Origin of the sequence: Streptomyces sp. NPDC101152, assembly GCF_044768275.1 — a bacterium.
In the GTDB taxonomy this organism is placed as follows: Bacteria; Actinomycetota; Actinomycetes; order Streptomycetales; family Streptomycetaceae; genus Streptomyces.
In genome coordinates this window covers 277,253-297,973 of sequence record NZ_JBIWPO010000003.1, presented here as the reverse complement: position 1 = coordinate 297,973, position 20,721 = coordinate 277,253, and the positions used below count along the sequence as shown (strand labels likewise).

Here is a 20,721-nt window from a genome sequence, read left to right as displayed (position 1 = left end):
CTGAGATGCTCTGTCTGACACTCGAAGCCCTGCATAAGATGTCGACAAGGGTTGAGGACGGGAGAAGTCATGGTCTCCGCGAGCCGTACGGCACACAGCATCGAGGTCACCGCCGAGGGACTTCAGGAGGAACTGGCCCGGCTGCAGTTCCAGAAGCAGGCGCTGGAAAGGGAGTTGGCGGCTGTCGTGGCACATCTCGGCTCGGTACAGCGGGCCCTCGGCGCCCTTGAGAGCGCGCTGACCACTCAGCCCGCCGCCGCCCAGGTGGACGAGCACACCGTGCCCGCCGCCTCACGGACGGACGCCGACACGGATGCGGACAAGCAGTACGGAAAGCTGACCGAGCAGATCATGGCGTACTTCGCCAAGGTCGGTGACGTCGAGGTGCGCGCCCGTGACGTCGCGGCGGCGCTCGGCCGTGACGCCGACAGCGGAAGCATCAACGCGGTCCGCAGCACACTCGATCGCCTCGTCGCCTCCTCCCGCATCCAGCGCGCCGGCAGGGGCCTTTACCGCTCCGGGCGTTCCTAGACGGCGCACGGTTACCGCGACGACTCCAGGATCACCACCAGGCACGCGATCATCGCCAGGGTGATCAGCGCCATCCCTGTGAGTGTTCCCCGCAGCCACTGCCGGATCCTGACGTGGTGTTGCGCTTCCACCGCGCCGACGCGCTCGGCGATGTGATCGGTCACCATGCGGGCGACGTGTTCCTGCTCGTCGACGTACCACTGCTCGATGTCCCGCTTCTGCTCGGGGGTGAGTCCCTCCACGCGCGCGGTGAATGCCGTCACCCGGCGGTATGTCGTTCCTCTGTGGGCTTCCCGGTACAGGAAATCCTCGATGTCCGGCAGCCCGCGGGCGGCCTCCTCGCGTGCGGCCATGGCGTACCCCCTATGGAAACGAGAACCCCACATGGTCATGCTGTGCTGCCTTCCTTCGCCCGGTCGGCACTCGGGTTCTGCATCCGCCCACCCGTGACGAAGGCGTCCCGCGGGTGCTGGACGGAGGCGAGAGACACGAGATCCCGGCCTGTCAGGGCCGCGGTGAGCCAGACCGCCAGAACGCGGATCTTGCGTTCCCAACTCGGCACCGCGAGCACGTGATAGCCCCGGTGCATCAGCCACGCCGGGAACCCCTTGATGACGATTCCCTTGTACTGGAAGACGCCCCGGCCCAGCCCCAGTGTCGCCACCACGCCCAGGCTGCCGTGCCGGTAGTTGCGGACGCGCCTGCCGCGCAGGTCGGCCACGAGGTTCCTGGCGAGACGTCTGCCCTGTCGCACGGCGTGCTGGGCGTTCGGCACCGTGCGCGCGCCCGGCACCGGCGAGGCAAGGTCGGGGACGGACGCGTCGTCGCCGGCGGCCCACACGCCCGGCACGGGTTCGGCGTCGGTGCCCACGCGCAGATCGGCGCGGGCCAGCAGGAGGCCGCGTTCATCGAGCGGCAGGTCCGTGTGGTTGTGCACGACCGGGTTCGCGGCGTTGCCTGCGGCCCAGACGATCAGCTCGGAGTCGTACTCCGCTCCGTCGGAGAGGACGACATGGCCGTCCTCCGCGGACAGCAGTTGCGTGTTCAGATGCACACGTGCGCCGCGGCGTTCCAGGTGGCGCACCACCCAGGCACCCGGCTTGTCGCTCACCTCGGGCAGGATGCGCCCGCGCGCCTCGACCAGATGGAAGGACAGGTCCTCGATGCTCAGTTCCGGATACGACCGGAGCATCGCGGTGGCCAGCGACAGCAGTTCACCGAAGCCCTCGACGCCTGAGAAGCCGCCTCCCACGAACGTGACGGTGAGCAGCTTTTGCCGCTCGGAGCCGGCCGGCAGCGACGCGGCCTGGTCGAACGCGGTCATCAGCCGGTCCCGGATCGCCACGGCCTCCTCCACGTGCTTGAGCCCGATGGCCCGCTGCGCGAGTCCGGGTATGGGGAAGGTGCGGGTCACCGCGCCGGCGGTGACCACAAGGATGTCGTAGCGGAGCTCGTAGGCGTCGCCGTGCACCGGGCGGACGGTCACCGCACGGTCCGCGTTGCTGATCCTGGTCACGGTCCCCGAGACCAGCCGGGTGCCGCGCAGGTGCCGCCTCAGGGACACCACGGCGTGACGTGCCTCCACCGAGCCGGCCGCCACCTCGGGCAGGAAGGGCTGGTAGGTCATGTACGGGCGCGGGTCGACCACCGTGACCTGCGCCTCGCCCGGCCGCAGCTTCTTCTGCAGACCCCACGCGGTGTAGAAGCCCGCATAGCCGCCGCCGACGATCAGGATCTCTCGCATGACTTCCTCTGCTTGTTGTCCGTCACCTTGTAGACCGCACAGGCCGGGCCGGTGTGACATGCAAGGGCGACTCGGGCCGTGACGGTGGGGGCACCTGCTCGGCGTTCTCGCCGGTGTCCGTTTCACCCGCGGCCGCCGCGTTCACCGCTCTGTGGATCTCGACCGTGAGCGTGTGGACGAGTTCCGTGAGTTGCGTGTTGTGACGCAGTTCGAGTTCCTGCGCCTCGTAGTCGTGGTCGGCCTTCTTGCGGGTGAACTCGGCCTGTCGGTTCTGGCCGATCATCACGAACGTGGACAGGAAGATGGCCTCGAGCGAGACGATCAGTGTGAGCGTCGGCCACGGACTCTTCTCCATCCAGAGCATCCATACCGCGAACAGGAGCACGTGGATGTAGACGAACCACATCGATCCGGCGAACCGTGTGATCCAGTCGGCGATCCGCAGCTGGATGTCCTCGGTGCGCTCCTTCTGCACCGCGAGGTAGGCAGGGTGCCGACTCGGGCGGCCCCTATCGAAGCGACTCACCGGGGCCGCTCAGGAGTTGGTGGACGGCTCCGTCCATGTCCAGGTGGCACTGCTCGGTACCGGTGGGCACCACCGCGAGGGTTCGTCGCAGAAAGGCCTCGAGGGCTCGCGCCGAGGTGGTCACCACGACCGCCTCCTCCTTCGGACACGGGCACAGCGCGATGTGCACCTGGTCCGCCCCCGGGCGGCGGCAGGGCCAGACCTGGACGTCGCCGACGCCGGAGAGCCTTTCCAGCCCGTCCAGGAGGAGATCGCGGCCTACCACCCAACGCACGGTCGTGTCAGTGCACATGTGGAACATCAGGGACACCGCGAAGGGATCGGCTCTGTCGTAGGACAGATCGAGCATCACGTGCCGGTCCGCGCCTTCGGCGACGACCAGGCGGACAAGCATCCGGCATACCACCGGCGTACAACTGGCGGGTTCTCTCATCACATCACCGCTCGGAAAGTCTGGGGGATCGAGGAGGTTCGGAGGGCACACGGTGTGATGCGTCCTGTGCCGCTCGTGTGATTCAGGCACATCACGATTCTGCGAGGCCCCCGAGGGCTCGCACCATCAGTCAAATGACCCGCAAGTCGCCGCGCAGTCACGTGACTGATGTTTGTCCTCACCGGTCGGTGCACGGTGAGCCCAAGCCTTGCCGCCATACAGAGGGAAGGGCGGCGCCAACGTACGGAGTCCCCATGTCACTCGCTTCGCGCGCCGAACGGTTGCCCCGGACTGCTTCAGCGGACGCCGGTCAGCCCCCTGAGGTGGTGGGGCGTGCGCGGCAACTCCGGGAGATCACGACGCTGCTCGGGCAGGGCTCGGCCGGGGGCCGTGCCCTGCTGCTCTCCGGGGAGCCGGGCGTGGGCAAGAGCGTGCTGCTCGGGGAGGTCGCCAGGGTCATGTCCGAGGCGGGTTCCCGGGTGCTGTCGGCCGTCGGCGTCCCGTTCGAGGCCGAGCTCGCCTACGCCGGACTTCACCAGTTGCTGTTGCCGTTGAACGACCGGATCGAGCGCTTGGACGGCACCCATCGGGAGGTTCTGCGCAGTGCGCTGGGCTACGGGGGCGATCCGGTGCCCGACGCTCGTCACGTCTTCGACTCGGTGATCTTCCTGCTGCGCCAAGTGGCGACCGACCGGCCTGTGTTCATCGTCGTGGACGACCTCGGCTGCTTCGACCGGGCCAGTTCGGCGGTGCTGGGCTTCATCGCCCGTCGGCCGGCGGGCAGCCGTATCGGATTCCTCGCCGCCTGCAGATCGGGAGCCGAGACCTTCTTCGCCCGAGCCGGCCTCACCGAGTACGAGGTGCCACCGCTGGACCGCGACGCGGCCGTGCAACTGCTCGAAGTCCGCTTTCCGGGGCTGGCCGGTCCGGCGCGGGACCGCGTCCTGGCGCAGGCGCAGGGCAACCCGCTGGCGCTCGTGGAGCTGCCCGCCGCGCTGAGCGGCCCGCAGCGCGACGCCCTGGCCGATCTGCACGACGTACTGCCCCTCTCCTCACGTCTTCGGAGCCGCCACGCTTCGCGCGTGGCCCGCCTTCCGGCCGAATCGCGCCGGCTCCTGCTGCTCCTCGCACTCGATGACACCGTAGATCCGGGCGTCCTCCGTGCTGTATCGGGCGACCCGAAGGCTCTTAAGGCGTGGTCAGCCGTGGAATCGGACCGTCTGGTCACCCTCGACGACACGAACCGACGTTTCGTCTTCGGGCATCCGCTGATGAGGGCAGCGGTCGTCGAGACCAGCACCTTGGCCGAGCGCTGCCAGGCCCATCGCACGCTCGCCGAGATCCGATCGGAGGCACCCGAGCGGCGGGCCTGGCACCTGGGTCGGGCGACCCTCGTTCCCGACGAGCGTGTCGCCGCCCTGCTGGAGGAAGCCGGTCATCGCGCCTCCCGGCGAGGTGATGCCACGGCAGCGGTCGCCGCCCTCAGCAGGGCCGCCGAACTGAGCCCCCGCCCCGCGGACCGCGCACGCCGACTGACCTGGGCCGCCTATGTGGGCGCCGACGCGACCGGCGAGCTGCGCGCGGCGTCGGAGCTCCTCGACCGCGCCCGGTACGCGGACCCGGCCGTCATCGGGTCGCCGCTGACCGCCGCCACGGCGGTTCTCCTCCTGCTCAACGGCGGTGACGGCGACGTCGACATGGCCCACCGCCTCCTGGTGGAGGCCATCGAGACCGGCAGCCACGGATACGACGCCGAGGACGACGCCCTCATCGAGGCACTGCGCCTCCTGCGGCTGGTGTGCTGGTCCGGCGGTCGCGACGCGCTGTGGAAACCCTTCCACGCGGCCCTCGACCGGTTGAAGCCGACTGCTCCGCCGCTGCTCCGCCAGGAGCTCGTCACCCAACCACGGGACGTCTCCTGGCAAGCGGTCCGTCGGGGACGCCGGGGCGGCGACGTACGCCGGCACATCGACGCGCTCATGCACCTTTGCCTGCAGGTTTTCCCGGCCGGCCGGTGGCAGCAGGCCGAAAGGCTGGCCGCCGAGGGCCTGCAGATCTGCGAGGAGCGCCAATACCCGTTCTTCTCCTGGTATTTCGAATACCACCAGGCCCTGCTCGCCGCTGTCCATGGGCACTTCGAAGAGAGCCGGGTTGTGGCCGACCGGATCACGCAGTGGGCCGTGCCCCGTGGGGTTCTGGCGGCGGTGGCCTGCGCCGACCATGCGCGGGTCCTCACCGAACTCGGTGCCGGCGACTACGAATGCGCGTACCGCCACGCCGTGGCCATCAGCCCCGCGGGCCGACTCGTGTCCCACGCTCCGTACGCGCAGTGGGTCTGCATGGACCTGGTGGAAGCGGCGGTGCACACCCGGCGCACCGCTGAGGCGGAGGCACACGTGCGCGCGATGCGGGCGGCTGACGTCGCGTCTCTCTCCCCAAGGCCAGCACTGCTGGTGGCGGGTTCGGCCGCGCTGGTCGCACCCGATGACGGCGCGGTCGGGCTCTTCGAGCAGGCGCTGGCCACCTCGGGAGCGCAGGAGTGGCCCTTCGACCTGGCGCGGATCCGCCTGGCCTACGGGGAGCGTCTGCGGCGCATGCGCTTCGTCACGGGGGCCCGGGTCCAACTGGAGGCGTCGGCCGAGGCGTTCGAGCAGCTGGGTGCCGGGCCGTGGGCCGACCGGGCCGCGGGCGAACTCCGCGCCACCGGCCGGTCCCGCACGGGAGCGCAGCACGGCTGCGTGACCCTCACCGCACAGGAGCAGGAGATCGCCGCACTCGCCGCTTCCGGGTTGACCAACAAGCAGATCGGCGAACGTCTCCACCTTTCGCCTCGAACCGTGGGTACGCACCTCTACCAGCTGTTCCCGAAACTCGGAATCACCTCACGCGCGGCACTCAGGGACGCGCTCGCGTCCCTTCCCGTGCGGCGAGAGCCTCGCCGAGGGTGACACGCGAGGTGATGCCGAGCTTCCGGAAGATCCGGTGCAGGTGGGCCGCCACGGTTCGATGGGAGAGGAACAGACGTTCGCCGATCTGCTTGTTGGTCAGCCCGGTCGCGGCGAGTGCGGCGATCTGGTGTTCCTGCTCCGTGAGCGGTCCGGCCCTCAGGTCCTGGTGGGCCGTCCAGGCGGCGGTACGGCCGGTGGCACGCAGCTCCTCGGCCGCCTGCGCGGCCCAGGGCGTGGCCCCGAGACGGCGGAAGGTCTTGAGGGCGGCGGTGAGGTGCGTCCGGGCGTCCGTGACGGCCCGTGCGCGACGCAGGTGCTGCCCGTAGGCCAGGCGGACCCGGGCGAGGTCGAAGGGCCAGCGCTCGGTACCGGGAACGGCGAGCGCCTCCTCGAAGGCATCGGCGGCCTGGTCCTCGGGTGCGGCGAGCGCGGCGGAACCGGCGGTGACCAGCGCCAGGCGGCCGGAGATCGCGGGCAGGCCCATCTGCCGCATCGCGGCGACATGGGAGAGGGCCTCGGCTCGGCGTCCGCTGCGCACGGCGGCTTCCACGAGGTCCATGGGAACCCACAGAGCCAGCGGGGCATGGGAGGCCAGCACGCCTGAAGGGCTGATCGCCGATGCGTCGGCGTAGGCGTCGTCGTGGTCGCCGCGTCCCAGGGCGGCCAGTGCCGTCATGTGCCGCGCGAAGTGCTCGACGGTCCGAGCGCCGCGGGGTACCGCCCACTGCGTGATCCCCTGTGCCAGTTCCCGCACCGTGGCGTCATCGCCCCGCGCCGCGGCCAGCAGGCCCTGGGCCCGGTGGAACTGCTGGGCCAGCATTTGATAGCCGTGGGCCTCGCACAGCGCCAGCCCCTCCGCGGCGAGACGGCCGCACTCGTCCCACCGACCGGTCATGAAGTCGTCCAGGCACAGCACCACCAGCGCGATGAGAGCGGAGGCGACCGCGCCGCCTTTGCGCCCGTTCTCGACGACGGGCCAGAGCGCCGCACGGCACCCCGTCGCCCGGTCCACGAAGAGTGCCGCCATCGCGACCCGTTCGATCCGGCTCGGGTCTGTCTCCCGGTGCAGGTCGTGAATGACCGCATCGAGCAGGGCGAGGGCTGCCGGGGTGGACCGTGCCGGGTCGGAGTAGACGTCGCCGAGCAGCTCCTGGAGCGGAGGCATCGGCACGGTCAGCTGCGACACGGCGGCCTGATACGAGTCCCAGAGCTCCGCTCTGCCCGCGCACAGACACACCCTGCGCAGGGTGCACAGCGCCTCGAAGAGCGCCTCGTCGTCGCCGTCGGCCCTGCCGTCGCGGGTCGTGATCGCACCGACCAGCAACCGGTGCGCGGTGTTGACATCGCCGTCGCGGTTGAGCAGCACCTGGGAGGCCGCGGCCGCCGCCCGCAGCGATCCCCGGAGTTCCGGGTCGGCACGCCGGGCCTCCACGAGCAGTTCGGCTGCGGTGCGCAGCTCTCCGGCGACGTCCGCGCCCACGAAGGCGGCTTCGGCGAGCCGTCGGCCGCGATCCGCGGGGCCGGGAGTGAGGTCGGCGGACCGTACCAACGCGTTGAAGGCGCCGACGGCATCACCGCGCCGGCGGGCCCGGTGTGCCGTGTCCTCCAGGAGAGCGGCGACCTGCTCGTCAGGATCGGGTGTGGCCTCAGCCAGGTGCCAGGCCCGGCGATCGGGATTGCCGCTCAACGCTTCGGCCAGAGCGTGGTGGGCGTCCAGGCGCTGACCGCTGGTCGAGCCCGCGACCACGGTTGCGCGGATCAGCGGATGGTGGAAGGACAGCCGCCCCAGACCATGGTGTTCGATCCGCAGCAGCTGCGCCCGTTCCGCGGGGGCGAGGACGGCCGGGACGTCCTCGCCGGGGGCGGCGGCCCGCAGGACCGACAGGTCACCGCCGCCCTCCAGCGCGGCCAGGAGCAGCAGTCGGCGGGTGGGGGCAGGCATCTCCGCGACCCGGGAGCCATACAGGTCCCGCAGCCGACGGCTGAGCGGGAGGACCTCGGACGGCAGCACCCCCGCACCGCCTCGTGAGTCGCCGAGCGCGGCCGGTAGTTCCAGCAGCGCCAGCGGATTGCCCCGCGCCTGTGCGAGGACCCGCCGCAGCTCCTGCCCGGCGAGCAGCGGGAAGCGGGAGCCGACCAGGCCGGCCGCCGTCCTGTCGTCCAGTGGAGACACGGTGAGCTCGGGAAGCCCCGCGCGTTCGAAGAAGCTCTCGAACCCCGGCCGCGAAGCGGCGAGAAGGCCCACTCGGCTCCCGGTCAGCCGCCGGGCGACGAACGCCAGCGCCGCGGCGCTGGCCCGGTCGACCCACTGCAGGTCGTCGATGACCAGCAGAACGGGACGGCTGCTCGCCGCCCGGCGGAGCAGCGCCAGTACGGCCCCGTAGAGGACCAGCCGATCCACCGGGGCACCGTCACCCGCGCCCAGCGCCACGGTCAGGGCCTCGCGGTGCGCCGGGTCGAGCCCGTCGTACTCGTGCAGCAACGGTTCGAGTACGTGATGCAGTCCGGCGAAGCTCAGATCCGCGAGGAACTCGACCCCGTCGGAGCGCAGTACCAGCGCACCGGCCGCCGTGGCCGCCGTTGCCGCGGTGTCCAGAAGCACGGACTTGCCGACACCTGGCTCCCCGGACAGCACGAGCACTCCACCGTGGCCGAGCACCTGGTCGACGTACGACCGGAGCAGCTCCAACTCCCGCTCGCGTCCTACCAGTTCCTCGGTCGTGCGGCGCGGCGCCGACCCATGACCGGCCACAGTGGCCCCCTTCGAGAACTGACGTGGCGGACTCGCGTCCCCTGGCCGTGGTTCAGTCGGCGGAAGGCCGCGGGGCGCGCAGATGGGCCCGCTTCGCCAGCTCCTCCTCCTCGACCAGCGTGAGCATCGGCTGGCCGGGCGCGCACAGCATGAACACGACGTACTTGGCCGGCGCGTCCGACGAGGCATTGCCGTTCTGGTAGTGGATCACGTCACCGCCCGGCTCCCAGAACGTCTCACCGGCCTTGATCACATGCTCCGGCTCGCCCTCCAGCTCCCACCGCACCGCGCCCTCGGTGACGTAGCCGAAGCACGGACCCGAGTGCCGGTGCGGAGGGGTCCCGGGGTGCCCGGGCGGCCACTCGACGAAGACGGTCATCCCCGAAGCACCCTCGGGAATGAAGGGCGGCTTGATGTCCGCCAGCATCTTGGGCCCGGTCCCGTCCTGGCTCCCGTGTGCGTCGGCCGCGCTCATTGATTCGTTGTCCAACACCGTGTCATACCTCCGGTCGATCCGATGTGGTTCCACTAGAAGACAGCGCAGGGCGCGGATCTGTGACACAGCGAGCGACAACGACCGGACACAGTCGAATGACTCATGCAACTCGCCACCGGATTGCGGAAGCTGAGCCAGTGGTCGCGAGCCACGCTCCTCACACGGAGTCACAACGTTAGGAACCACACCATGTCTCACGGTCCCTTCAGGTTGCAGCGGTTCGACGGCGTGGGCGGTGCCGCATGAACGAGCGGAACAGCGGTCTGACCATCGGTGTCGATCTCGGCGGCACGAAGATCGCCGCCGGGACGGTCGACCCCGGCGGAGAGGTGGTCTCCCGAGTGCGCGTCCCCACCCCGCACGACCCGGACCGGATCGCCGGGGCGATCGCCGAGGCGGTCCATCGGCTCCGCAAGGGCCGGGACGACGTCCGAGCGGTCGGCGTCGGAGCCGCCGGATATGTGGACGCGGACCGCTCGACGGTGCGCTTCGCGCCCAACCTGGGCTGGCACGACAAGGAGATCCGGGACATCGTCCAGGAGGCCACCGGGCTTCCGACCGTCGTCGAGAACGACGCGAACGCCGCCGCATGGGGCGAGTTCATCCACGGGGCCGGTGCCGGACACGACGACATGCTGATGGTCATGGCGGGCACCGGACTGGGCGGTGGCATCATCAGCAGAGGACGGCTCTTCCGCGGCCGCTTCGGCATGGCGGGCGAGATTGGCCACTACCGGGCGGTTCCCGACGGACTCCGCTGCCCCTGCGGCCAGTACGGCTGCATGGAGCAGTACGCCAGCGGAGCGGCCCACACCCGCCGGGCCCGCGAGATGGCGGCCGCCGATCCGGCACGGGCCGCGGCGGTGCTCGCACTGGGCGACGGCACCCCCGACGGCCTTCACGGGCACCATGTGACCAAGGCCGCCCTCGCCGGCGACCCCTTCTCCCTCGAGGTGTTCGCGCAGTCGGGCCGGTGGCTGGGCCAGGCCCTCGCCGACCTCGCCTCCATCCTCGACCCGTCCGTCCTCGTCATCGGCGGTGGCCTCGGCGACACCGGCGAGCTGATCAGGCGTCCGGCCGAGATCTCCTACCGCCGGGCCCTCGGCGGTGGCGAGCACCGTGTCTACGCCGAGGTCCGCACCGCCACCGCGGGATCGGACGCCGGCCTCATCGGCGCGGCGAACCTCGCCCGCCTGCACGAACTGCTCTCAGCCCCGGTGGCCGGCGTCTGAGCGGCGGCACGCCCGCCGCCCCTGCCTGGTCGTCAGCGCAGTCGTCCATCCGATCCGCGCCCTCTACGACCGGTACGCCCGCCCGGTCGACAGCCCCTGCCTGCGCAGGTGCGTACCTGATCTCGTGAAGGAGTCCTTGTCCATGACCGCGAACGCCTCTTCCGCGGGGCGGGCCCACTCAAGGGCCGTGCTCCGCCCGACCAATCTCCGGCGCGTCACCCACATCTCGGCGGCCGCGTCGATCGGCGGCTTCCTGTTCGGCTACGACAGTGCCGTCATCAACGGCGCCGTCACCGGGATCCAGCACCGATTCGACGTCACCTCCAGCGAGACGGGCACCATCGTCGCCTCCGCGCTGCTCGGCTCCGCCTTCGGAGCGGCCGTCGCCGGACGTCTCGCCGACCGCATCGGCCGCCGGCGCGTGATGCACCTCGCCGCGGTTCTCTTCGCTATCAGCGCGCTCGGCTCGTCGATGCCCTTCTCCGTCTGGGACCTCGGCGCCTGGCGCGTCGTCGGCGGTATGGCGATCGGCCTCGCCTCGCTGATCGGGCCCACTTACATCGCCGAGGTCGCGCCGCCCGAGCACCGAGGCCGGCTGGCCTCGTTCCAGCAGGCGGCCATCGTACTCGGCATCACCGCTTCCCAGCTCGTCAACTGGGGCATCGCCCAGGGCGCCGACGGCAGGAGCGAGAACCCGTTGGGCACTCTGCACGCCTGGCAGTGGATGCTCATGGCCGCCGTCGTACCGGCGCTCGCCTACCTGTTGCTCACCCTGCGCATCCCGGAGTCGCCGCACTTCCTCCTCGCGAGGGGCCGCGAGGTCCAGGCCCTCGCCGTGCTGCGCGATCTGCAGGGCACGCACACGGGCTCGGAGGAGCGGATCGCCGAGATCCAGCGTGCTCTCAAGACCGATCACAAGCCGCGGGTGCGCGATCTGCTCGACGGCCGCTTCGGGCTGCTGCCGATCGTGTGGGTCGGCATCGGGCTGGCCGTGTTCCAGCAGCTTGTCGGCATCAACGTCATCTTCTACTACTCGTCGCTCCTGTGGCAGTCGGTGGGAATCGACCAGGCCAACTCCCTTCTGATCAGCCTCTCCACGTCGATCGTCAACATCGTCGGCACCGTCGTGGCGATGCTCCTGATCGACCGGGTCGGCCGGAAACCGCTCGCGCTGACCGGTTCGGCCGGCATGGCCGTGTCCCTGGCCTTCGCGTCCTGGGCGTTCTCGTACAAGACAGGCAGCGGCGGCAGTCTGTCCATCCCGGACGCTCAGGGGGCCGTGGCCCTGATCGCCGCCCACGCCTTCGTGTTCTTCTTCGCGGTTTCCTGGGGTGTGGTGCTCTGGGTGATGGTCGGCGAGATGTTCCCGCTGAGGATCCGTGCCGCCGCGATGTCGGTGGCGACCGCCGCGAACTGGATCGCCAACTGGGCCGTCACCGAGAGCTTCCCCCGCATGTCGGACTGGAACCTGTCGTCCACGTACGCGATCTATGCGGGCTTCGCCGTGCTCTCGTTCGTCTTTGTCGCCGTCCGGGTGCGCGAGACCAACGGCAGGAAGCTGGAGGAGATGGGATGACAGCGCCACGTGCCGCGGCCTGCCGAGGTGCCGACGTCGAGACCTTCTTCCCCGCTCCGGGCGACGTGGCGGCCGTCCGACGGGCGCTCATGATCTGCGATCGGTGCCCGGTGCGGATCCCGTGTCGCCGGTACGCGCTCGACCACCGGGAGCGCTACGGGATCTGGGGCGGCCTGACCGAGGAGACCCGCGAGACGCTCCTCCGCATCGGGCCGCCGCGGGCGGTGCTCCCTCTGCCGGAGGAACGGATCTCGACGACTCCGTACAGACGGGACTTGAGTCGTTCTACCGATGGTGTGATCGCGCCCAGGGTGTAATGGGCCGCGGATAGGATGCCGTGCGAAGTGACTCCCCGCACGGAGGAAGCCGCACATGCCCAGCCCAGCAGCAGCACGCGCGCGATGATCGGCCGGGACGAGGAGCTGCGGATCCTGCGCGGGCGGCTGGCGGACGCGGCGGCTGGACGCGGCGGTGCGCTGTTGATCCACGGCACAGCGGGCGTCGGCAAGTCGGCTCTGCTGCGCGCTGTCGGTGCCGAGGGCACAGAGGGCGGTTTCAACGTGCTGAGCGCGGCCGGTGTGGAGACCGAGCTGTGGCTGCCGTTCGCCGCTCTGCAACTGCTGCTTCAACCGGCCGCCGACGGCATCGGCACGCTGCCGTTGCCGCATCGCACCGCGCTCGTCGACGCTTTCAGCGCCACCCAGACCGAGCCCCACATCTTCCGGGTCGCGCTCGCCGTGCTCGAACTGCTCGCCGACGAGGCCGACCGACAACCGCTCCTGCTGCTCGTCGACGACCTGCAGTGGGTCGATTCGCCGAGCCGGGACGTCCTCAGATTCGTCGCCCGGCGCACCCGCGATCTTCCCGTACTGATCGTGGCGGCGTCCCGGGTTCACTCGCCCGACGCCTACGCACCGAGCGCGCAGCCGGACCTCCATCTGCAACCGCTCGGCCGGTCCGCCGCCGCCGAACTGCTGGACGCGGGCGCACCGGAGCTGTCGGCGCCGCTACGGGCCCTCGTCCTGGAGCGCGCCGCGGGCAACCCGCTGGCCCTGGTCGAATTGCCCAAGACGGTGCAGGACATCGCACCACCACTGGACGATCTGCCGCTGACCCAGCGGCTGGAGGACGCGTTCGCCGCGCGTACGGACTCGGCGAGCCGGGAGTGCCGAACGCTCCTGCTGGCCCTGGCCGCCGAGTCCACCGCACCACTGAACCGGCTGCTGGAGGTGTCGAGCCGTCTGACCGGCACGACGGTGTCCGTGGACGCGGCGCAGGAGGCGATCGACGCCGGCCTGGTCGGTCTGGTCGGCCGCAGCCTCGAGTTCCGGCATCCGCTGATGCGCTCGGCGATCTACACCCGCGCCACGGTCGCCGACCGGCTGGCCACCCACCGCGCCATCGCCGCCGCCATGGCCGACACCCCCGAGCGCCGGCTCCTCCACCTGGCCGCCGCGACGCTCGGCCCGGACGAGGAACTCGCCGCCCGGCTGGAACGTTTCGCCGACATGGCGCTGGCCCGGGGCAAGGTGGCCGCGGCTGTGCCGGCTCTGCGTCAGGCGGCCGAGCTCGTTCAGGACCCGCGCCACAGGACCGAAATCCTGGTCCGGGCAGCCGAGTCGGCCAGCGAGATCAACGACCGGGTCCACACCCAGCTGTTGCTGGACCGGGCCGACATGAGCGAACTCGGCCCGCTGGAGCGGGCCCGCCTCATGGTCGTGTCCGACAAGGCGGCGTTCGAACCCGACGAGCCGCAGCGCCGGATCGAGGACATGGTGACCACGGCGGCCGGCGCGTTCGACGCGGGCGGCGTGCAGGTCGCCGAGAACCTGCTGTGGCGGGCAGCCGCCCGGTGCTTCTTCCAGGACGGCGGCGCACGGGTGCGCAGCCTGGCCGCGGCCGAGCTGGAACGATGGAACCCCGATCCGGACGCTCCCGTCGTCCTGACGGTACGGGCGTACACCGAACCGTTCCGGTACGGCGCCGAGGTGATCGCACGGCTCGGCAGCCTCCGGCCGGACCGCCTGGACGGCCGGACCATGCACTTCCTCGGCAGCGGCGCGATGGTGCTGGGCGACGCCACCCTCGCCGCCCGGTACCTGTCACTCGCGGCCACGGCGTGGCGGTCGCAGGGCCGGCTCGGGCTGCTCGCCCGGTCCCTTGCGGGCAGCTGGCCGCGGGTGTACCTCGGTCAGCTCGACCGGGCCCGCGAGGAGTCCGGCGAGGGACTTGCCCTGGCTGAGGAGACCGGGGAGTGGATCGTCTGGCTGGGGGTGAAGGCGACGGGGAGCCTGGTCGCGGCGCTGCGCGGGGAGACCGAGACCGCGGCGCGCATGCTCGGCGAGCTGCGCGCCCACCGGCTCTTCCCCGGCATGCCGTTCGCCGCCGTCATGGCGCAGCAGGTCGAGGGCCTGCTCGCGCTCTTCGACGGTCGCACGGCCGAGGCGTACGACGCACTCGCGCGCGCGTTCGATCCCGCGGACCCGCACTACCACTCCGTCAGCCGCTGGCTGCTCGCACCGGACCTGGCGGATGCCGCGGTGGCCGCGGGCACCGTGCAGCAGGCCCGGGAACTACTGGAGGGACTCCCCGAGTTGGCCGCCCGGCTGCCCTCGGAAATGATGGTCGTGGCCCACGTCTACACCGAGGCGGTGCTGGCGCCGGACGACACGGCGGAGGAGCACTACACCGCGGCACTGGCCGCGTTGCCCGCCGGCTGGGCCCTGGCGCGGGCCCGGCTGCACCTGCACCACGGCCGCCGGCTGCGTCGGCAACGGCAGTACGTCGACGCCCGGAATCCGCTGCGCAGCGCCCGCGACGAGTTCGACCGGCTCGGCGCGCGGCCGTGGGCCGAGATGGCCCGCGAACAGCTGCGCGCCGCCGGCGAGTCGAGTGGTCGGCGGCATGCGAACACCAGCGACCGACTGTCGGCTCAGGAAATGCAGATCGCGGTGCTCGCGTCGCAGGGGCTGAGCAACCGGGAGATCGGCCAGCGCCTGTTCATCTCGCACCGCACCGTCGGAGCCCACCTGTACCGCATCTATCCCCGCCTCGGCATCACCAGCCGGGGCAGGCTTGCTGCCGCGCTCGCCGCACTCCAGGACGGACACCCGGCGAGCGGCTCGTCAGACGCCGACGCCGGCTGACACACCTGCTCGACTCTTGGCTGTCCGGGCGGCCGGGGCGAGTGGCCTGACCAGCACCGTCACAAAGGCGGGCGAGCCCGCTCAGCCGTTCTCCGGGCCCGAGGGCGAGCTGATTCGTCACGGTCGATCACGGGCGCGGTGATCAGCGGACGGATTACCATACTCAGCGAAGATTCCTGACAAGGGAGCTGCCATGGCGAGGCGCGGTTCACGGGCCGGGCTTCTCGGCAGGGAAAGTGAATGCAAGGCTCTCGACGATCTCGTGGCAGGTGCCAGAGCCGGGCGCAGCGGTGTCCTGGTCCTGCGTGGTGAGCCCGGGATCGGCAAGACCGAGCTGCTGAGACACCTCCTCGCCCGCGCCACCGGATGCCGCATCATCAGAGCGGCCGGCGTCCAGTCCGAGATGGAACTCTCCTACGCCGGCCTGCACCAGCTCTGCGCTCCTCTGCTCACCGGGCTCGACCTGCTGCCCGAGCCTCAGCGTGATGCGCTCGGCACTGCCTTCGGTCTGGTCGCCGGCTCCGCGCCCGACCGTTTCCTCGTGGGTCTGGCCACGCTGAGTCTCATCGCGGACGCCGGAGGTGACCAGCCTCTGGTCTGCATCGTCGACGACGCGCAGTGGCTGGACAAGGCGTCCGCGCTGACCTTGGAGTTCGTGGCCCGCCGACTGCTCGCAGAATCGGTTGTGCTCGTCTTCGCCGTCCGCGAACCGAGTGCCGACCATACGCTCGGCAGCCTTCCCGAGTTGTCCATCACGGGACTGACCGAGCGTGACTCCCGGACACTGCTCGACTCGGTCGTCACCGGTCCGCTCGACGAACGGGTACGCGACCGCATCGTCGCCGAGTCACGCGGCAACCCGCTGGCACTGCTCGAACTGCCGCGCGGGTTGACCGCGGCGGAGATGGCCGGAGGATTCGAGCCGCCGGACGTATGGCCGTTGTCGAGCCAGATCGAACAGAGATTCCTCCTCCGTGTCCAGGCGCTTCCTACCGAAACCCGACGCCTGCTGATCATCGCCGCTGCCGAACCGCTGGGCGACGTGACACTGCTGAGGCGCGCGGCCGGGCGCCTCGGGATCGACGCCGACACGGCCGCGTCGCGCGAAGGCGCAGAGGACTTGATCACACTGGACACCCGGGTACGGTTCCGGCACCCGCTGGTCCGCTCGGCGGCCTATAGAGCGGCGGACCCGAGCGAACGCCGTGAGGTGCACAAGGCGCTGGCCGACGCCACCGATGCCCGGCTCGACCCCGACCGCCGAGCCTGGCACCTCGCCGATGCCGCCGTGGGTCCCGACGAGACGGTGGCCGCCGAACTGGAGCGCTCTGCGGGCCGAGCCCAGGCACGCGGCGGCGTCGCCGCGGCCGCCGCGTTCCTCCAGCGGGCGACCGCGCTGACAGAGGATCCCGTGCGACGGGCGCAGCGCGCGGTGGATGCCGCGCAGGCGAAACTCCACGCGGGAGCTTTCGAGTCGGCGGCCACCCTCCTTGCCACCGCTGAGGCCGGCCCCTTGGATGAACTGGGCAGAGCGAGGATCGATGTGCTGCACGCCGGGATGGCGTTCGCAGAGAACCGCGGCGGTGAGGCTCCGCAGCTGCTGCTCGCCGCCGCTCGCCGCTTCGGCCGGCTCGATGTCGCGCTCGCTCGTGAGATTCACCTGGACGCCATCGCGGCGGCGATATTCGCCGGCCGCCTGGCACCCGGCCCGGGACTGAGAGAGGTGGGCGAGGCTGCCCGTGAGGCACCGCCGGCACGGCAGCCACAGCTGTCCGACACAGTGCTGGATGCCCTCGCCGTGCGACTCACCGACGGCTACGCGGCCGCTGCGCCGATGATGGAGCGGGCGCTCGAAGCGCTCTGCGACGAGCGGCTCCCCGTATCGGAACAGCTGCGCCGACTCTGGCTGGCGTCGGTCATCGCCTCCGATCTGTGGGACGACGAGCACTGGCACTCGGCCGCGACACGGCATGTGACGATCACCCGCGAGGCCGGAGCGCTCAGCGTCCTTCCCGACGCTCTTGACTCCCGGGTGTTCGTCCACCTCATCGCGGGGGAGCTGACGGCGGCCGAGTCGCTGATCGAGGAGACGGCAGCGGTGTGCGCGGCCATCGGAAACACCAACCCGGGACGCGTCGGCCCCCTGGGCCTGGCTGTCTGGCGCGGTCGCGAGGGCGAGGCCCGAACGTTGATCGACGCGAACCTGGGCGAGGCGGTGCCGCGCGGTCAGGGAGCCACCGTCACCGTCACACGCTGGTACGAGGCGGTGCTCTGCAACGGGCTCGGCCAGTACGCGCTGGCACTGAAAGCGGCACGGGAGGCGGCCGTGGAGCCGCGGGAGTTCTCGTCCCCGCGGTGGGCCCTGGTCGAGCTGATCGAGGCCGCCGTACGGAACGGCTCACCCGAGCCGGCCGCCGACGCGCTGGAGCAGCTCTCGGAGGCGACGCGCGCCAGCGGCACCGACTGGGCGCTGGGCGTGGAAGCGCGCTCGCGGGCGCTGCTCAGCGAGGGCGCCTCCGCCGAGCGGCTCTACCGCGAGGCAATCGAACGGCTCCAACGGACCCGTGTCCGCATGGATCTCGCCCGTGCGTATCTGGTGTACGGGGAGTGGTTGCGCCGCGAGAACCGCCGCGATGACGCCCGTGCCCAACTGGACGTCGCACACGAGATGTTCAGCAGGTTCGGGGCGGAGGCGTTCGCCGGACGTGCCCGAGGAGAATTGCAGGCCACGGGCGCCAAGGTCCGCAGCCACGCGGTCGCGACGCCCAAGGCTCTCACCTCACAGGAGGCGCAGATCGCCCGCCTTGCCGGGAAAGGGCTCACGAACCCCGAAATCGGCGCCCAGTTGTTCATCAGCCGGCACACGGTCGAGTGGCACCTCCGCAAGGTGTTCTCGAAGCTCAGCATCTCCTCTCGCCGGGAGATTGCTGCCATCCAGTTCGAAGACGAGGCGACATCGGCCTGATCCGCGACCGGAGTGACCCACCCTGGTCCGGCCTCCGAGCCTGGTGAAAGCCACGAGCCCGAACCGGGCTCTACTGACCAGTTCTGTCACAGAAGCTTCGGTTGCCTGGTCATTCCTCCAAACGGTTGTGTGAGCCGCGGCATGTGTGACAGCCGCCGTTCGCGCGTTCCGTGCGGACGTATGGGTGGAGGCAAGAATGTTCGAGCACCGGACAGAGGCTGAGATGAGGCTGTACTCCGAGAAGGCGGCCAGGGAACTCGCCCTGAAGAGGCGGCAGAAGGAGAGTGACGTCAAGGACGACTCCGCCGACAAGACAGGTGCGGTGAACGACGGCATCACCGAGAACGACGACGTCGTAGATACGCCGTCTTGAGCCGGCGAGGCGCCCGACATCACGGACCCGGGGTGAGCAGAGTGACCTCCGATGCGGGCAGTGTGGGCGGTTGTGGCCCCTTACCTGAAGTTGAGCCCAGTGTGGCCGAGGGCATGGCAGGGCATGGCAGAGCAGTCGTGCGCGGTCATTTCGACCGGCGCGATGTGCACGGCAGTTTCGCGACCACTGGGTAAGGCTGTGCAACTCGTCCAGGGCCCCCGGCAACCCGCGCCGGATCCGCTCCACGAACAGGGGAAAGACTCTGGGCATGGCTCCATTGCCGCGCAGCGACCGGAAAGCTCTCAATCTCGGCCAAAAGTCCCAGAGAAATCCCAGAGGCGCCGCCACACCCCTTCCGTCCCCGAATTCGTGCAGGTCAAATGGGGTTTGGCGGCACCGATCCGGAGAGCTTTCAGATGTCCCGGAAGATCTCGATCTGCGCCCCGATCGAGTTCAGCCGCTCGGCCAGGTCCTCGTAGCCCCGGTTGATGACGTACACGTTGCGCAGGACGGACGTGCCGTCGGCGGCCATCATCGCGAGGAGGACCACGACGGCCGGGCGCAGCGCGGGCGGGCACATCATCTCGGCGGCCCGCCAGCGGGTCGGGCCCTCCACCAGCACCCGGTGCGGGTCGAGGAGTTGGAGGCGGCCGCCGAGGCGGTTGAGGTCGGTGAGGTAGATCGCGCGGTTGTCGTAGACCCAGTCGTGGATGAGTGTCTTGCCCTGTGCGACCGCCGCGATGGCGGCGAAGAACGGGACGTTGTCGATGTTCAGGCCCGGGAAGGGCATGGGGTGGATCTTGTCGATCGGCGCCTCGAGTTTGGAGGGCCGCACGGTGAGGTCCACAAGGCGGGTACGGCCGTTGTCGGCGGGGTACTCCGGCGTGCGGTCGTGGTCGAGGCCCATCTCCTCCAGCACCGCGAGCTCGATCTCCAGGAACTCGACCGGCACCCGGCGCACGGTCAGCTCGGACTCGGTGAGGACGGCCGCGGCCAGCAGGCTCATCGCCTCGACCGGGTCCTCGGAGGGGGAGTAGTCGACGTCGGTGTGGATGTCCGGCACGCCGTGCACGGTGAGCGTGGTGGTGCCGATGCCCTCGACCTTGACGCCCAGCGCCTCCAGGAAGAAGCACAGGTCCTGGACCATGTAGTTGGAGGACGCGTTGCGGATGAGGGTGACGCCGTCGTGCCGCGCGGCGGCCAGCAGCGCGTTCTCGGTGACGGTGTCCCCGCGCTCGGTCAGCACGATCGGCCGGTCCGGCCGCACGGAACGGTCCACCTGGGCGTGGTACTGACCCTCGGTGGCGGCGATGTCGAGACCGAAGCGCCGCAGCGCGATCATGTGCGGTTCGATGGTGCGCGTACCGAGGTCGCAGCCGCCGGCGTAGGGCAGCTTGAAGTGGTCCATGCGGTGCAGCAGCGGCCCGAAGAACATGATGATGGACCGCGTGCGGACGGCCGCGTCGGCGTCGATCGCCGCCATGTCCAGCTCGGCCGGCGGCACGATCTCCAGGTCGACCCCGTCGTTGATCCAACGGCTGCGCACACCGATCGAGTTGAGCACCTCGAGGAGCCGGTACACCTCCTCGATCCGCGCCACCCGGCGCAGCACCGTGCGCCCCTTGTTCAGCAGAGAGGCGCACAGCAGGGCCACGCAGGCGTTCTTGCTCGTCTTGACGTCGATGGCCCCCGAGAGCCGACGGCCGCCGACCACCCGCAGATGCATCGGTCCGGCATAGCCCAGCGAGACGATTTCGCTCTCCAGAGCTTCACCGATTCGGGCGATCATCTCAAGGCTGATGTTCTGGTTGCCGCGCTCGATGCGGTTGACGGCGCTCTGACTGGTGCCGAGTGCCTCCGCGAGCTGGGCCTGTGTCCAGCCTCGGTGTTGCCGGGCGTCACGGATGAGCTTGCCGATGCGTACGAGGTAGTCGTCTGCCATGGGGTTGAGGCTATCTCAGATATGAGATGGGGCATCTCGAGGCAGGCGTTCGGGTGA

The 20,721-nt window shown here is 70.4% G+C and carries 15 protein-coding genes; 8 read left to right on the top strand and 7 right to left on the bottom strand.

All coding sequences use genetic code 11. The features are described from left to right. Positions 1–69 precede the first annotated feature (69 nt). Positions 70–531, top strand: a complete 462-nt coding sequence (locus tag ACIRVK_RS05905; RefSeq protein WP_404244165.1) for a hypothetical protein — start codon at positions 70–72, stop codon at positions 529–531. 11 nt (positions 532–542) lie between these two features. On the opposite strand, the gene ACIRVK_RS05900 is transcribed toward ACIRVK_RS05905, so the two are convergent. The 4 genes from ACIRVK_RS05900 to ACIRVK_RS05885 are packed head-to-tail and all read right to left on the bottom strand — an operon-like array spanning position 543 to position 3,195. Further along, a complete protein-coding gene (locus ACIRVK_RS05900) occupies positions 543–884 on the bottom strand; it encodes a hypothetical protein (RefSeq protein ID WP_404244164.1) in 342 nt (113 codons plus the stop codon). A gap of 35 nt (positions 885–919) precedes the next feature. Then, positions 920–2,275: an NAD(P)/FAD-dependent oxidoreductase gene (locus ACIRVK_RS05895; protein ID WP_404244163.1), complete on the bottom strand. Its 1,356-nt coding sequence runs from the start codon at positions 2,273–2,275 to the stop codon at positions 920–922. 22 nt (positions 2,276–2,297) lie between these two features. Then, on the bottom strand, positions 2,298–2,750 hold the full coding sequence (locus ACIRVK_RS05890; RefSeq protein ID WP_404244162.1) for a DUF1003 domain-containing protein: 453 nt from the start codon (positions 2,748–2,750) through the stop codon (positions 2,298–2,300). 34 nt (positions 2,751–2,784) lie between these two features. Further along, positions 2,785–3,195, bottom strand: coding sequence for an SsgA family sporulation/cell division regulator (locus ACIRVK_RS05885; protein ID WP_404244161.1), 411 nt, complete (start codon positions 3,193–3,195; stop codon positions 2,785–2,787). Positions 3,196–3,488: 293 nt separating this feature from the next. On the opposite strand from ACIRVK_RS05885, the gene ACIRVK_RS05880 reads away from it, so the two are divergent. Continuing rightward, positions 3,489–6,182 (top strand): ATP-binding protein, encoded by a 2,694-nt coding sequence (locus ACIRVK_RS05880; protein WP_404244160.1) that lies wholly within the window; start codon positions 3,489–3,491, stop codon positions 6,180–6,182. On the opposite strand, the gene ACIRVK_RS05875 is transcribed toward ACIRVK_RS05880, so the two are convergent. Continuing rightward, a complete protein-coding gene (locus tag ACIRVK_RS05875; protein ID WP_404244159.1) occupies positions 6,130–8,934 on the bottom strand; it encodes an ATP-binding protein in 2,805 nt (934 codons plus the stop codon). The genes ACIRVK_RS05880 and ACIRVK_RS05875 overlap by 53 nt on opposite strands. A 52-nt stretch (positions 8,935–8,986) precedes the next feature. Next, the gene (locus ACIRVK_RS05870) at positions 8,987–9,409 is read right to left on the bottom strand and encodes a cupin domain-containing protein (protein WP_404244158.1); all 423 of its coding nucleotides are present in this window, start codon (positions 9,407–9,409) and stop codon (positions 8,987–8,989) included. 263 nt (positions 9,410–9,672) lie between these two features. Between ACIRVK_RS05870 and ACIRVK_RS05865 the strand changes: the two genes are divergently transcribed. The 6 genes from ACIRVK_RS05865 to ACIRVK_RS05840 all read left to right on the top strand — a co-directional run bounded on the left by ACIRVK_RS05865 (position 9,673) and on the right by ACIRVK_RS05840 (position 18,722). Continuing rightward, positions 9,673–10,662: an ROK family glucokinase gene (locus ACIRVK_RS05865; protein WP_404244157.1), complete on the top strand. Its 990-nt coding sequence runs from the start codon at positions 9,673–9,675 to the stop codon at positions 10,660–10,662. A gap of 142 nt (positions 10,663–10,804) precedes the next feature. Further along, positions 10,805–12,238, top strand: a complete 1,434-nt coding sequence (locus ACIRVK_RS05860; protein WP_404244156.1) for a sugar porter family MFS transporter — start codon at positions 10,805–10,807, stop codon at positions 12,236–12,238. Continuing rightward, positions 12,235–12,555, top strand: a complete 321-nt coding sequence (locus ACIRVK_RS05855; RefSeq protein WP_404244155.1) for a WhiB family transcriptional regulator — start codon at positions 12,235–12,237, stop codon at positions 12,553–12,555. Before ACIRVK_RS05860 ends, ACIRVK_RS05855 begins: the two co-directional genes overlap by 4 nt. Positions 12,556–12,582: 27 nt before the next feature. Further along, entirely contained in the window at positions 12,583–15,384 is a 2,802-nt protein-coding gene (locus tag ACIRVK_RS05850; protein WP_404244154.1) for an ATP-binding protein, read from the top strand. A gap of 193 nt (positions 15,385–15,577) precedes the next feature. Beyond that, positions 15,578–18,349 (top strand): AAA family ATPase, encoded by a 2,772-nt coding sequence (locus ACIRVK_RS05845; RefSeq protein WP_404244153.1) that lies wholly within the window; start codon positions 15,578–15,580, stop codon positions 18,347–18,349. A gap of 196 nt (positions 18,350–18,545) precedes the next feature. After that, complete coding sequence (locus ACIRVK_RS05840) at positions 18,546–18,722, top strand: hypothetical protein (protein WP_404244152.1); 177 nt, start codon at positions 18,546–18,548, stop codon at positions 18,720–18,722. Between the two features lie 412 nt (positions 18,723–19,134). Here the strand turns inward: ACIRVK_RS05840 and ACIRVK_RS05835 are convergent, their stop codons facing one another. After that, positions 19,135–20,664: a helix-turn-helix domain-containing protein gene (locus tag ACIRVK_RS05835; protein WP_404244151.1), complete on the bottom strand. Its 1,530-nt coding sequence runs from the start codon at positions 20,662–20,664 to the stop codon at positions 19,135–19,137. Positions 20,665–20,721 lie beyond the last annotated feature (57 nt).